Origin of the sequence: Alistipes megaguti (assembly GCF_944320325.1) — a bacterium.
GTDB classification, from domain to species: domain Bacteria; phylum Bacteroidota; class Bacteroidia; order Bacteroidales; family Rikenellaceae; genus Alistipes; species Alistipes megaguti.
Map to the genome: position 1 here is coordinate 1 of NZ_CALUHA010000007.1, position 13,861 is coordinate 13,861.

8 protein-coding genes are annotated in these 13,861 nt (G+C 62.6%); 2 read left to right on the top strand and 6 right to left on the bottom strand.

The genetic code is table 11. The features are described 5' to 3' along the window. Positions 1 to 336: 336 nt before the first annotated feature. The 3 genes from PUQ42_RS03075 to dapF are packed head-to-tail and all read right to left on the bottom strand — an operon-like array spanning position 337 to position 2,187. Positions 337 to 1,140 carry an alpha/beta fold hydrolase gene (locus PUQ42_RS03075; protein ID WP_273370895.1) on the bottom strand — a complete coding sequence of 268 codons (804 nt, stop codon included), beginning with the start codon at positions 1,138 to 1,140 and terminating at the stop codon, positions 337 to 339. A gap of 12 nt (positions 1,141 to 1,152) precedes the next feature. After that, positions 1,153 to 1,353, bottom strand: a complete 201-nt coding sequence (locus PUQ42_RS03080; protein ID WP_087405112.1) for a hypothetical protein — start codon at positions 1,351 to 1,353, stop codon at positions 1,153 to 1,155. 27 nt (positions 1,354 to 1,380) lie between these two features. Then, a complete protein-coding gene (gene dapF, locus PUQ42_RS03085) occupies positions 1,381 to 2,187 on the bottom strand; it encodes a diaminopimelate epimerase (protein ID WP_273370898.1) in 807 nt (268 codons plus the stop codon). A 188-nt stretch (positions 2,188 to 2,375) separates the two neighbouring features. Here dapF and PUQ42_RS03090 point away from each other — a divergent pair, with 188 nt between their 5' ends. Both PUQ42_RS03090 and tamL (PUQ42_RS03095) read left to right on the top strand, forming a co-directional pair. Continuing rightward, a complete protein-coding gene (locus PUQ42_RS03090; RefSeq protein WP_273370900.1) occupies positions 2,376 to 3,125 on the top strand; it encodes a nitroreductase family protein in 750 nt (249 codons plus the stop codon). Between the two features lie 16 nt (positions 3,126 to 3,141). After that, complete coding sequence (gene tamL / locus PUQ42_RS03095) at positions 3,142 to 5,520, top strand: translocation and assembly module lipoprotein TamL (protein WP_273370903.1); 2,379 nt, start codon at positions 3,142 to 3,144, stop codon at positions 5,518 to 5,520. A 204-nt stretch (positions 5,521 to 5,724) separates the two neighbouring features. Here tamL (PUQ42_RS03095) and tamL (PUQ42_RS03100) read toward each other — a convergent pair whose 3' ends face one another. From tamL (PUQ42_RS03100) to PUQ42_RS03110, 3 genes are all read right to left on the bottom strand, one after another. After that, positions 5,725 to 8,034, bottom strand: coding sequence for a translocation and assembly module lipoprotein TamL (gene tamL, locus PUQ42_RS03100; protein ID WP_273370904.1), 2,310 nt, complete (start codon positions 8,032 to 8,034; stop codon positions 5,725 to 5,727). Further along, entirely contained in the window at positions 8,015 to 12,736 is a 4,722-nt protein-coding gene (locus tag PUQ42_RS03105) for a translocation/assembly module TamB domain-containing protein (RefSeq protein WP_337956019.1), read from the bottom strand. The genes tamL (PUQ42_RS03100) and PUQ42_RS03105 overlap by 20 nt, the downstream gene beginning before the upstream one ends. A 211-nt stretch (positions 12,737 to 12,947) precedes the next feature. Beyond that, positions 12,948 to 13,859 (bottom strand): AraC family transcriptional regulator, encoded by a 912-nt coding sequence (locus tag PUQ42_RS03110; protein ID WP_273370907.1) that lies wholly within the window; start codon positions 13,857 to 13,859, stop codon positions 12,948 to 12,950. Positions 13,860 to 13,861: the final 2 nt, after the last annotated feature.

Sequence of the window (13,861 nt, forward strand, 5' to 3'; positions counted from 1 at the left end):
CCCGTGGGAGAGTAGGTAGCCGCCTCTTCAAGGTCAGATCGTAAGGTCTGACCTTTTTTTGTGCCCTGCAACGAACCACTTCCGGAACCCCTCCGCTGTGAACGGCTGACAAACCAGGTCCGGCGGGCGCGATGCTCCCGGGCGGCGGGAATAGGTGTGGGCTGCAAGGAGTGAAGTGGTCGGTGGCTCGGAAATTCTCGGTTTGTAACGGCCCTTATGGTGAATCTTCCTTGAGGGCTGCAGGGAAAGGCGGCCGGTCATTTATGGCGTACGGCAAAAGAAAAGACGGGAAAGATGATCTTCCCCGTCTTGAAAAGAGAGTGAGGTGTTGTCGGATTATTTTTCGGTTTTAACAAAGTCAAGCAGGGCCTGGGCCGTCGCTTCGGGCTCCTCGAGAAAGCCCATGTGCCCCGCATGTTCGAGCCAGACGACTCGGGCTTCGGGGTGGTCGGCAACCATCTTCTCGGCGACCTCCAGGGGAATGTAGTTATCCTTGCGACCGAGGATAAAAAGGACCGGTACTTTCGTTTGCCGCAGCATTTCGTTCTGATCCTTGCGGTCGATCATGCCGTTGAGCAGGGCCACGATACCGTCGTCCTCGGTGATGAAGACCTGCTCGGTCAGATCCTCGATGTAGTCCTTCATCCGGTCGCGGTTCTCCTCGGCAAAGCCTGCCGCCGGTGCCACACGGGCCAGCAGCTCCTTGCGTCCGGCACGGACAAGGGCTATCTCCCGGCGCCGGTTTTCGGCCTTTTCCGGGCTGTCGGGATTCGGGGTGGAGCTCAGCAGCACCAGGCCGTCAAGCATCTCCGGGTGACGTTCGCAGAAGGCCAGCGCCACGTAGCCGCCCATCGAGTGGCCGACAAGGGTGCAGCGCGGGATTCCCAGCGCCTTCAGCGCATCGGCCACCGTATCGGCCAGAAACTCCATCGAATGCTTCTCGCCCTGTACGACCGAGATGCCGTGTCCCGGCAGGTCGAGTGTCACGACCCGCACCTCCTTGTACAGATAAGGTACGAAGTCCTCCCAGACTAGCATCGATTCCAGGTATCCGTGCAGCAGGACTATGCATCGGTCGCCCTTTTGGGAGGCGCAGATGTGCAGGGGCGTGGACCCCGCCATGATGAATTTTTCGATCATCGGTTCAGTGGGTTATTCCTCTTCTTCGTCATCGAGATAGTCGAGGGCGGATTCACGTCTGGCATAGGAACGGTAATCCTCCTCGTCATCCTCCTCTTCGTACTGGCTGTAGAGCGTGTGACGTTCCTTACCGCTCTTGCGGAGCGGTTCGAGGCGTTTGGCCTTGCGAAGTTCATCCGTGTCGTGTTCACGGATTCCCTTTTGTGTTTTCATGGGATGGGAAATGGGAATGGTTGGAATTTAGAAATTTTCGCTTTCGAACGTGCCGCCGAAGACCCGGCGTGCAGGCCCTGTCAGACGGATGTCCGTATAGGTTTGCGTGTGTGCTTCGTGGGTGAAACGGACCGAGAGTTGACCGCCGCGGACCGTGATGCGGTAGTGGTGCGTGTCGTGTTGCAGGGCGAAGTTGGTGATGATGGCGGCTGCCGTGACTCCGGTTCCGCAGGCGAGCGTTTCGTCCTCGACGCCGCGTTCGTAGGTGCGGACGCTGAGGGCGCCCGTACCGGTAACCTGGACGAAATTGACGTTCGTGCCCTGCGGGAATCGGGCCGAATCGTAGCGGATGGCGCGGCCGCGGGAAACGACATCGACCGCCTCAAGATCGTCGACAAACTCCACGTAGTGGGGAACCCCCGTATTGAGGAACCACCAGTTGTCGCCCGTGCGGATCTCGCGCACGGCAATCATGCCGAGTTCGATTTCGCCGAAGAAGCCCTTGGTCCGGTGGATCCGGGCGATGTGCAGCCCGTCGGCGGCATCGAAGAACTTGGTTTCGCCGCCGATGCCGAGATGCTCGGCGAAGAGGGTGAAACAGCGGGCTCCGTTGCCGCACATCTCGCCCTCGGAACCGTCGGCGTTGTAGTAGCGCATCGAGCAGTCGATTTCGGCATTGCGCGCAAGGGTCATCAGACCGTCGGCTCCGATTCCGAAATGGCGGTCGCACAGTCGTGCGATCAACGCCGGATCGGGGGTGAAGAGCCCTTCGCGGTTGTCGATCAGGATGAAGTCGTTTCCGGCCCCTTCGTATTTGGCAAATTCAGTCAGCACCTCATCGGTTGTTTTGGAGCAGCATCTTCGGCCGCAGGTATTTCCGGCCCCTCACGGACGAAGGTTTCTCTCTGGCAAAAATAGTAAAACTTCTAAAAGTTTTGCTACTTTTGTGAAAAAATCGGCCCCGAATTGATGCAAGGTGCGGCCGATTGGTTTGGAAAGAAGAATTTTAATCCGTCAACTCTATGAAAAACGTGCTGTTCAAGCATCGTTCCATCCGAAAATTCCGGCCGACACCCATCCCTGCGGAGGTGTTGCGCGACTGTCTCGAAGCGGCTACCCGCGCCTCGACGTGCGGCAACATGCAGCTCTATTCGCTGGTTGTCTCCCGTGATCAGGCGCTGCGTGAGCAGTTGGCTCCGTGTCACTTCAACCAGCCGATGGTGACTCAGGCCCCGTGTCTGGTGACGGTTTGCGCCGATATCCACCGTTTCACCCTGTGGTGCGAACAGCGCGATGCCGATCCGGCCTACGACAATTTCGCCTGGTTCCTGAACGCCTCGACCGATGCCCTGCTGGCTGCGCAGAACTTCTGCATCGAGGCCGAGAGCCACGGTCTGGGAATCTGCATCCTCGGTACGACGATCTATACCGCGGGCGACATCTCGCGGATTCTCGAACTCCCGAAGGGGGTGATCCCCCTGACGACGATCGTCGTGGGCTATCCCGACGAATCGCCCGAACTGACCGACCGTCTGCCGCTGGAGGCCGTGGTCCACTACGAGAAGTATACCGACTACACGGCGGCCGAGATCGACGAACTGTGGGCCGAGCGCGAGGAGTCGGAGCAGACCAAACGCCTCCTTGAGGAGAACGGTCTGCCGAATCTGGCCCGTATCTTCACCGAACGGCGCTACGTGCGGCGGGACAATCTGGCCATCTCGGAGAGCTATTTCGCCCTGTTGTGCGAGAAGGGTTTCTTCAACAACCACTGATCATCGCACGTTGCAGGTGGGTCGGTTGTGCCGTATACTGGTTGTTGCGGTGCTGGGCTTTGTCGGCTCGGCCTGCAGCGTCACGCGGCATATCCCCGAGGGAAGCTACTTCCTGCAGAAGGTGCGCATCGAGGCCGACCGCTCGACCCCCCGCAAGGAGCGGATCCCCGCCTCGGAGCTGGAGAAATACATCCGCCAGACGCCGAACAAGCGCTTCCTGGGAACCAACTTCTACGTCTGGCTCTATGAACAGGCCGATCCGGCGAAGGAGAACCGCTGGAACGAGTGGAAACGCAAGATCGGCCAGGCACCCGAACTGCTGGACGTAGGTCTGGTGAAGAAGAGCACCGAAAACCTGAAGGTTTATATGGATTCGAAGGGCTTCTTCCATTCGCAGGCCTCGTTCCGCATCGATACCACCTCGCGCCACAAGCGCGCCACGGTGATCTACTCCACGCATCAGGGGGCTCCCTACCGCATCGATTCGGTCTCGTACCTCTTCCACGACAAGTTCCTCGAGCAGATCGTGCTGCCCGACACGGTGCATACGCTGCTGCGGCCGGGGGCGATCTACGACGTCACGGTGCTCGACGCCGAGCGCGAACGGATCACGGCCTATCTCCGCGACCAGGGTTACTACAACTTCTCGGTAAACAACATACTCTATCTGGCCGATACGCTGGGCGGGGACCGCAAGGTCGATCTGCAGGTGGTGATCAAGCAGTATCTGGCGGGTTACGATGCCCGGGGCAAGGCCATCATGGACAACAACCTGGTCTACCGTCTGGGCAAGATCAACATCTTCCCGGATTACGATCCGACGGAGATCCGCAACGATACGACGCTCCTTTCGCGTCTCGATACGCTCGATTACCGCGGTCTGAACATCATCTACGAGAAGCGTCCGAGTCTGCGCCCGCGAGTGCTGCGGCAAACCGTACCCCTCTACCCGAACTACGTCTACAATTCGTCGCGCGTCAACCGGGCCTATGCCGATCTGATGTCGCTGGGCTACTTCAAGAGCACGCGCATCGCCTTCGAGGAGCAGCCGCTGGCGGCCGATTCGAGCAACTACGTCTCCTTCATCGGTTCGTCGGCCGATTCGACGCAGATGCTCTACACGCGTGAGGGGTATCTGACGTGCAATATCCTCTGTACACCGACGCTGCGTCAGAGTGTCAAGGTCGACGTGGAGGGGAGCACCACGTCGAGCTTCTACGGGCTGAAGGCCACGGTGGGCTACCAGAACCGCAACATCTTCCGCGGGGCGGAGTCGTTCGATGTGTCGTTTGCCGCGGGCTACGAGTTCATGAAGGCCCCCGATGCCCGGAAAAAACGGGCCACGGAGTTCGGGATCACGGCGGGTCTGACCTTCCCGCGCTTCCTGGCGCCGTGGCACATGCGCCGTTTCCGCAATGCCAACCAGCCGCGGACGAAGATCGAGGTGGCGGTGAATTTTCAGGACCGCCCCTACTATGCACGCACGCTGTCGAGTGCGGGTCTGACCTATTCGTGGACCAACAACCGCTATTCGAGTTTCTCGCTGCGTCCCGTCGACATCAACGTGATTGACATGACGCGCCCGGTGGATCCCGAATTCCTGGGCAGCACGCAGAACAAATACCTGATCAACAGTTTCCAGACGCAGTTCATCGGCGGCCTGTCGTTCAGCTACAGCTACAACAACCAGCGGAAGAATTTCGGCGGCAACGCCACGACCATCCGTTTCAATGCCGAGACGGCGGGCAATCTGATCGACGCCGTCGAACATGCCTTCTTCGCGCCGGCGGCCGGCAAGGATTACTATACGATCTTCGGAATCCAGTATTCGCAATATTTCCGTACGGACCTGAGCGTCAGCCGCAAAATCATGTTGGGCGATGTGACGGCGCTGGTCGGCCATCTCTACGGCGGTGTGGCCATGGCCTACGGCAATTCGCAGTCGGTGCCCTTCGACCGGCAGTTTTATTGCGGCGGCAGCAACGGCATGCGCGGCTGGACGCCTCGTACGCTCGGACAGGGCTCGGTGCCCGATCCGCACAACGACTACCCCGTGCAGACGGGTGACGTGAAACTCGAGGCCAACGTCGAACTGCGTTTCCCGATCTGGGGCATGATCCACGGTGCCACCTTCTTCGATCTGGGCAACATCTGGTACATCCGCCAGAATCCGGCCGAATACTCCGACGAGGCGGTCTTCCATTTCGACCGGTTCTACCGGCAGTTGGGATTCAATACGGGATTGGGCCTGCGCTTCGACATCAAGTTTGCGGTGCTGCGTCTGGACTGGGGTATTCAGCTCCACAACCCGAACAATCCGGCCGGTGAGCGGTGGATTCACAACTTCAAGTGGAAGAATACGGCGCTGAACTTCGGCGTCGGCTATCCGTTCTGACCTGCCGTTTCCGTCTTTCCGGCTCCTTCTCGGCTCCGGCTCCTTCTCGGCTCCGGCTCCTTTCCGGCCCCGTCCCGGCCGCCACGTGCCTCGCCTGACTCCCCGGCCGATCTCCCAATCAGACGTTCTCTGTCCGGTTTCTTTCCTCCCTGTCCCGGGCGTTTTCCCGATCTGTTTGCGGTATCTCCTCCCGGCGCGGCCCCGTCAGAAGGGGTAGCCGATGGCCAGGTGGAATCCCAATCCGTCCTTGAAACTGGAGATGTTGTAGTAGCCCCGCTTGTCGGGGTTCGGATAGGGGGTGTGGAGCCCGATGCCGAGGTCGGCGCGGATGACCAGATAGCTGATGTCGTAGCGCAGACCGAATCCCGTACCGAGCGCAATGTCGTTGAAGAAGGTGCTTCCCTGCAGGGCGGCTCCCGGACGGTTGGGGTCCGCCTTCAGCAGCCAGACGTTCCCCGCATCGAGGAAGAGGGCGCCGTTGAGACGTCCCATGATCCCGAAACGCAGCTCGACGTTGGCTTCGAGTTTGAAGTCGCCCGTCTGGTCGAGGTAACCGTTGCTGTCGTCGACGGGCGGGCGGTAGCTGCCCGGACCGATCGAGCGCACGGTGAAGGCGCGGATGCTGTTGGCTCCGCCGATGTAGAACTGTTCGCTGTAGGGCATCACCTCGGAGTTGCCGTAGGCGTAGCCCACGCCGACGAGCAGACGCGTTGCCAGCCAGTTGTTGCGCTGTCCGAGGCGGCGGTAGAACTTCACCTCGCTGACCGCCTTGACGAACTGCGAAAACTGATTGTCGAAGAGTCGCTGGGGATGGTGTTCACCCGCGGCCCCGAGTATGGCCGAGAGCAGGTTCCCCGCTTCGGTGAGGCTGTTCTGCCAGTAGAGGCGTCGGTCGCCCGTCTGCCCGTAGCTGCGGTCGAAAGTGTAGGTGTAGCCGATCGAGGGGACGAACTGGTTGCGGAAACTCATGGCGATCGAGGGGTTCTCGGCCATCGTCTGGTCGAAGCTCGCCGTGGTATGGAGCAGGCGGTTGTAGGTCAGGCGGAAGAGCGTCAGATCGTGGTGGCTGTAGGGCGAACTCTGGAAACGATAGCCGGCCGATCCGCTGAAGGCCACCAGATGGAAGAACTGCGGACGGTTCATCAGATCGGCCCCCAGCTGGAAGGTGGTCGTACCGCCCGGACGCAGCCGCCGCACCCAGCGTGCGGGCAGCAGCAGCCGCGGCAGGTGAAGCGACGTATTGAGCCCCAGTTCGTAGGAGTTGAGCCGCGAGCTGCGGCCTCCGGAGTTCTTGTTGCCGGTCTGCCACTCGTAGGAGCCGTTGAGTTTGACGTCGAGACGCTCGCCGCCGCGGAAGAGGTTGTTGTGGCTCAGCGTCAGGGCGAGTCCCGGTCCGAGGAAGCTGTTCGACTTGGAGGTGACGTCGGTTTCGAGCGCCACCTCGAGCGGGGAGTCCATCTGGGCGATGATCTCCACGTCGAGCGAATCCCCGCCGCGCAGCGAATCGAGCGGTGTGACCGCAAGGTTCACCGAGCGGAAGATGCCCAGTTTGTTGAGTTCGGTCTGGGTCTGGTTCTGGGCCTCGACCGTGAAGAGCTCGCCGGGACGAAGCCTCAGCAGGCGGTTCAGTACCCGGGGGCGGACCTTCATCGGCTGCTGAGCGATCACCGTGGCGCGGCGGATCCGCAGCGTGTCGAAGGGCCCCGGACGCAGGTTACGCAGCCGCACGGTGACATCCCCCACACGGTAGGGGCGCAGCACGGCCTGCGGCAGGTTGGGCGTGAGGGCGAGCCGCAGGGCGACGCTTCGCGGGTGGAGCGTCGTGTCGGCCAGATACTCCAGATAGTCGGGACGGAAATAGTAGTAGCCGTTGGCGCGCAGCGTCGAGGCGATGCGTTGCCGTTCGGCGGTGAGCGTGTCGAGGTTGTACTGCGCGCCGGGGCGGAGCGGCGAGGTGTGCTGGAGACTGTCGATCAGGGGCTGCATCGTGCTGTTGGCCTTCGGGTAGGCGATCTCTCCGTAGTGCCACGGCGGAGCGATGCGGAGCGTATAGTCGACCTTGGCCTTGCGCCCCCGCTTGCGGTAGCGCAGCGAGTCGGAGACCTGCGAGCCGAAGTATCCGAAGTTCTCGAGCGCCTGTACGGCCACCTCGGTGCGCAGTCCGGGCTGGACCTTCGAGATCAGAACGGGCTCCTTGGCCAGCCGCCGGTAGAACCAGTATTTGAATCCCTTTTCGCGCGGGGTGTAGCAGTAGTTCCAGGCCCAGAGTCCGATCGGGAAGGGAGTGCGCACCCAGGGGGCGTAGAGCGGGTTGTTCGGGGCCACGGAGAGGGGTTCGCGGGCGGCATCCTCGGCTGCCGACGAGAGGACGACCCCCGAATCGGGCAGGATCCGCAGGCGTTTGACCCCCGTGTAGAGGACTTCGCCCTCGGGGATGCGGCGCGTGGTGGAGCAGCCGGCCAGCAGGAGCAACCCCGCCAGGGCGGCAAGCGTGCTATTGAGGATCGTCTTCATGGCTTTCGGGTTTTGGCGTGCGGGGTTTCGACGAGCGGAAAAGATCGCCCAGGCGCGAGAGACGCTTGCGGATGACGAAGCCGACGCCGGTTTCGGTGATCTCACCCTCGAGGATGCTCTCGTAGCCCGTGTGGCGGAAGAGCTTGATATACATGTTGTCGCGTTTGTCGAGCATGTATTCGATCGAGATGTCGTCGATGAGATTCTCGCGGAGGTTCTGCGAGGGGTCGCTGTCGGTGCTGAACTTGCCGCCGATGACCGCCCGGATGCGGTTGCTGAAGAGATTCTTCGACAGCCGGTAGGAGTAGTCCGTGCGCTGGCCGTTGGGGTCGTCCTGGCCGTAGGAGTCGATGCCGAACGAGAGGTCGACCCCCTTCAGGTTGTTCTGCGCCCACTGGTTGAGCTCCTTCTGGATGAAGGTGTTGAGCGGATTCTCCGAGCTGACGCGGGCCGAGGTCCCCGGACCGGTGTAGGTGTTGTAGATCAGCAGGTTCATCGCCTGGTTGGCGCGCTGTTCGGCCGTCAGCGAGTTGAGCTGGTTCTGCATCGTGAGGTCCTCCGGAGCCGAGAGGTCGAAGCTGATGGCCAGATCGGTGAGCGTGTTGCGGATATTGATCGAGATGTTGAAGTTCACCGCGCGGGAGTTCTCGCCGTCCGACGAGACGTTGGCGCGGACGCTCTCCACGGCCGTGATGTTGAACGACGGGTCGGCCACGTCGCCCAGCCACTCGACATAGCCGCCCGGCTGGATGCGGAAGGCCTTCTGTGCGATGACCGGCGGATTGTACTGCACGGTGCCGCCCGTGAGCAGGTAGCGGCCCGAGAGGCGCATGTCGCCCAGCGGGTTCATCGTGAAGGAGAGGTTCCCGCCGCCGCGCAGGTCGATGCGGTTGCTGCCGTCGGTCGAGAGGTCGACGGCGGCCTTGACGTCGTTGTTGATGTCGATGTTCAGGGCGACGTCCATGCCGCCGATTCGCACGGGCGGCAGCTCCTCGAAGGCTTCGCGGTTGTCGATCTGGGCGAACGAGACGAAACGGACCACGTCCTGCGACTGCTGTTTGACCTCGAGCGGCGAACTCTGCATGACGTAGTTGATGTCCGTGCCGCCGAGCAGTGCGACACGACCCCGTACGGCCAGCGCGTCGATCGGCCCTCGGATCGAGGTGTTCAGGTCGAGATAGGCCTGGCCGTAGACCTCCGTACGCTCCCGGCGGGGAACATTTACGAACTGGAAATCCGAGGCCTGCAGTCGCAGATCGGCCGTCATGCGCTGCAGGTCGGAGAGGTCGATCTGGCCGTCGATGGTCAGCGGCTGGCGGTTGGGGGCGAGGATGGCGTAGCGGTCGAAGCGCAGGCGGCTCTCGTCGAAGCGGATCGTATCCTCCGAGAGGCGGAACGAGGTGCCAATCATCGGCACGCGGAGCTCCGTGCCGGCAAAGTGCAGGCGTCCGTCGAGCTGCGGAGCGTCGATTGCGCCTTCGGCCTGCAGGCGGCCCGAGAGCGAGCCCGTCAGGCGGAGCATCTCCGCGGGCAGGAAGGCGTCGAAGCGCTGCAGCGGGAGTTCCCGCAGGGCGATTCGCGCATCGAGCGGCGAGGGGGCCGCGGCATCGTAGGAGGCCGTGGCGGCAAGCACCTCGGCCGTGTCGATGGCCAGACGCAGGTCGGCTCGCTGTTCATGCCTCTGTCCGTAGCGGGCCCGGAGGGCCAGGTCGCCGAACGGCTGCCGGTCGTAGGCGAGTCCGCCGACCGTAATGTCGCCTCCCAGCGCCAGCGTATCGCGCCCCAGCGCCAGCGAGAGATCGGCTCCCAGTTGGCCGTCGACGGGCGGTGCCGAGGGGAGCAGTTCGAGCATCGAGCCGATGCCCAGTCCGGCCATTACGAGGCGGATGCCCGCCGTGCGCGCCGTGGCCGGGATCGAGTGGAGGGCGAAGCGCTGCGAGCCGCGTGTCAGATCGAGATCGGCCTCCAGCTGCCGGTCGTAACGGTAGATGAGGTAGTTGCCGGGATTGACGCTCCAGGGTTCGAATCCAAACTGTGGGTCGGGTTCGAGGCTCAGCCGTATGAGCGAGTCGTTCCACGTGAGGTTGAGCCCCGAGCGCAACCCCTCGCGACCGCTGCGGTCCCGCTGGTAGAGGTGCATCGTGGCGGTATTGCCGACCAGATCGCCGCGGAGTCCGGCGGCGGCCACGTGGTCGAGATTCCCCGGAGCGTTGGCCATCCGCAGGGCGTAGCGCATCCGTTGTCCCTGCTGGCGCAGCGACATGCCGACGGTGTCGATGCGCAGATTGCCGGTCGTGAGCCCCTCGACGCGCATGCCGAGGGCCAGCGGCAGCGAGTCGCAGTTCGCGCCGCGCATCTCCATGCGGCGGAAGGCCATGCGGCGCGTGCGCAGAAAGTTGTTCAGGATATTGTTCTGTCCGGCCGTGAGCTGCAGCAGAAAGTCGGGCAGCACGGGTTTCAGCGAGTCCATGTCGAGCCGCTGGGCACGGACCTGCCGCTCCAGTTCGGCCGTGCTGCGGGGCAGCAGGGCCAGAAAGCGTTCAAGCGATTCGGGGGTGCGGAATTCAAGCTCGAGGTCGCCCGACCGGGCTGCTGCCCGGGTTCGGGCAGAGTCGGTTGCAAATTCGAACGACGTCGGGCGGATCGTCTCCGTCTGCGCGCCGTTGCGCACCCGGATGCTGTCCAGCGCCACACGGGCGGCGTAACTGCCTCTCTGTGTGGCCGAAGCTTCGGCTTCCAGGTCGAAGAGTCCGACGATCGGCTCGCTGACAAGGCCCAGTGCCGCCAGATCGAACCATCCGACACGTCCCATGAGCCGGGCCTGTTGCCGCTCGCGGGTCAGCCGCCCCTCGAGCCCGAGTGACAGATGCAGCGCCGAGTCGCGATCCTCGATCCGTCCCTGCAGCTGCTGGTCGGCCAGTTCGGCCGTAATCCCTACGCCGCCGAAGTCGCGGCCGCGGTATTCGGCTTGTGAGACCTCCAGCTGCAGCCGGCTCCACGTCGCCGGATCGTATGGATCGAAGCCCTTGCCCTGGGCGTCGAGCGCAAGTCCCAGACGTCCGAGCGAGTCGGCCGGCAGGAAACTCCCTGCCGGGAAGCTGTCGGCGCGGATCGCCGCCTCGTAACGCTCGTTGCGGGCATCGAAACGTCCGTCGATGTGGATGCACCCCTCCTCCCTACGGCCTTGTCCGGCGCGCAGAAGCGAACTCAGCACGTAGTTCTGGCGGTCGATCCGTGCCGTAGCGTCGATTCCGATCCGCCGGGGCAGTGCCAGGCGTCGCCGCAGGGCCGTGTCGGGCAGCATTTCGAGCAGGAAGGCTCCGTTGCGCAACCGACCCCGGATGCGTGCCGAGGCCGTCAGATGCCGGGGATCGAGCGGATAGCGGGCCCGGCCGTCGACGGTCAGCCACAGATGGTCGGGCGAGGTGATCTGCAGGTCGATCCGGCGAAGATCCTCCAGCGTTCCGTCGGCCGTGAGTTCCATGCCGATCTGCCGGTTGCGCAGCGCGGCGGGCAGCAGCGCGGGGACGAGCCGGGCCATATCGTTCGTCGCCAGGTCGGCCCCGAGCGAAGCCGTCAGCGGGGTCTGCGGCTCCATCCGCAGAAGACCGCCTCCGGCCTCCAGGTCGGCCGCAAGGCGTGAGGCTGCGGTCGCGAGTGAGAAGCCCGTCAGGCGGATTGCCGTCGAGTCCATCGAAAAGCGCCCCCGGGTTTGCTCGACCTCCAGCCCGCACCGCTCCCGGAAGGCCAACTGCCGGATCCGCAGCGCCAGATCGCTGCCCCGGTTATAGAGCGAATCGACGGCGACATGGACCCCCGCGAGTTCGATCCATGAAGGATCCAGCCCCTGGGTGGGGTGGTGTCCCGCTACGCCGTATGTCAATTGATTGTCGTTCAGTACTATGCCTCCGACCCGTACGGTCCAGGGTGTTGATACCGGTTCGCTTGCCGGAATGTCATCATCCGCCGGGGCCTCCTTTGCGGACGGAGAGTCCGTTGTCAGCCAGGCGTAGCTTCCACGGTCGAGCTTGACGTGCGTCACCTCGACCTGCTGGCTTCCCAGCCCGACGCGGCAGCTGTCTACACCCCCTTCGGCCAGTCGGACGGTCAACTCCGAGCCGTCGCTCTCCAGGGCAAATCCGGTTTGGCGGATCGAGAGCCGATTCACCGCGATTTCCCACCCGAGCGGAGCCGTCGTGTCGGGCTTTTCGACCTGTTCGCCGGAGCCCGTTCGGAGCCATATTGAGGCGCTGTCCAGCGCAATCCGTCGGATCGTGGCCCGCTCCTCGCGCAAGGCTGCCCGGGCCTGTTCCACCCCGAAACGTGCGGCCGCGATCCGCATGTCGAATCCCGTCGCGGTGTCGTGGTAACGGGCCTTCAGCCGTTCGATCGTCAGATCGCGCAGCACGGCCTGACGGCGGATCAGCGGCCAGGGATCCACATCCAGCGTCAGCCGGCCGCAGTCGACCAGCGTGTCACCCCGGTCGATGAGCCGCACATCTCCCACCGTAAGCCGCAACGGAAAGCCAAGTCGCAGACTCCCCACCGAGAGTTCCATGCCAAGTGCCTTCGAGAGCGGTTTCACGGCTTTGCGCCGTGCGAAATCCTGCACCCACGGTACATAGAGCAGTCCAATGACGACGAACAGCGTCGCCACCACGGCCAACAGACTCCATCCCGTATATTTGAGGAACTTTCTCACGATCAGCCTACGCCCGGCGGAATTTTACTGCAAGGTACAAAAAGCGGGCGATTAATCCATCGCCCGCCCGTGAAAAAACGGCTCTAAAGTGGTCTCTCGGATCCGCCCCGGTATCACACCCGGCCTCTTCCCGGCCTCTTCCGGTCGGTCTTTTCCCGGCTACTCCGGGTCCGGCCCTTGCCGGCACCTCGTCTCACCCTCTCTCCGGCCCCTATTGCTTGGCCTTGTACTGTGAGGGGGACATGCCGGTATTGCGCTTGAAGTAGCTTCCGAAGAACGACTGGTTCGGGAAGTTCAGGTAGTAGGATATCTCCTGCACGCTCATCGTCGAATACTTGAGCAGCGTCTTGGCTTCGAGGATGACAAAGTTGTCGATCCACTCCGAAACCGACCGGCCGCTGATGCGCTTGATCAGGGTGGTAAGGTATTTCGGCGTGATGCACAGCTGTCGGGCGTAGAATCCGACGCTGCGCTCCTGCTTGTAGTGCTCGCTCAACAGTTGCGTGAACTGTCTGAAATACTCGTTGGCACGGTTGTGCGAGGTATTCTCCACTTCGGGGTGCTCCGTGAGGTAGCGCTGCAGGATCTCTCCGATCTTGTAGACCGTTCCGGCAATCAGACCGCCGATAATCTCGGCCGAGAATTCGCTCTCCGGACCCTTTGTCTCCTGTTCGATCAGCGAGATGAAGTTGCGCAGCGCCTGGCTCTCTTCGCGGGAGATCTCCAGCGAAGGGCGTGAGGCGAATTGCAGCAGCAGTGGCAACAGATGCTTCGTGTCGATGTTGATCCGCTTCATGAAGTCGCACGAGACGGCTATTACATGGGCCTTCATTCCTCCGACCGACTGCGCCTGCAGAATGCTGTTCGGCGCAATGATGAACATCGTGTCCTTTCTGATCGTAAACTCCTGAAGGTTGACCAGTCCCGAGGATTCGCCTTCGGTGCCCACTCCGATGATGAAGGCGTTGATGCGGCACGGAAACCGGAAAGCCTCCATGTGCGAGTCCGTACTGGCGGCGATGCACTCGCCCATCAGTCCCGGACGGCTCTCTCCGCCGGCCATGGTGATCAACTCCTGGAGGGTAAAGTGGGAGATCGAAGCTTCCGAGATCTCTTTGTTCATGA

Coding starts and splice junctions, on each gene's coding strand:
- PUQ42_RS03090 (WP_273370900.1), top strand. CDS start 2,376: ATGAAAAACGTGCTGTTCAAGCATCGTTCCATCCGAAAATTCCGGCCG.
- PUQ42_RS03110 (WP_273370907.1), bottom strand. CDS start 13,859: ATGAACAAAGAGATCTCGGAAGCTTCGATCTCCCACTTTACCCTCCAG.
- PUQ42_RS03075 (WP_273370895.1), bottom strand. CDS start 1,140: ATGATCGAAAAATTCATCATGGCGGGGTCCACGCCCCTGCACATCTGC.
- tamL (WP_273370904.1), bottom strand. CDS start 8,034: ATGAAGACGATCCTCAATAGCACGCTTGCCGCCCTGGCGGGGTTGCTC.
- PUQ42_RS03080 (WP_087405112.1), bottom strand. CDS start 1,353: ATGAAAACACAAAAGGGAATCCGTGAACACGACACGGATGAACTTCGC.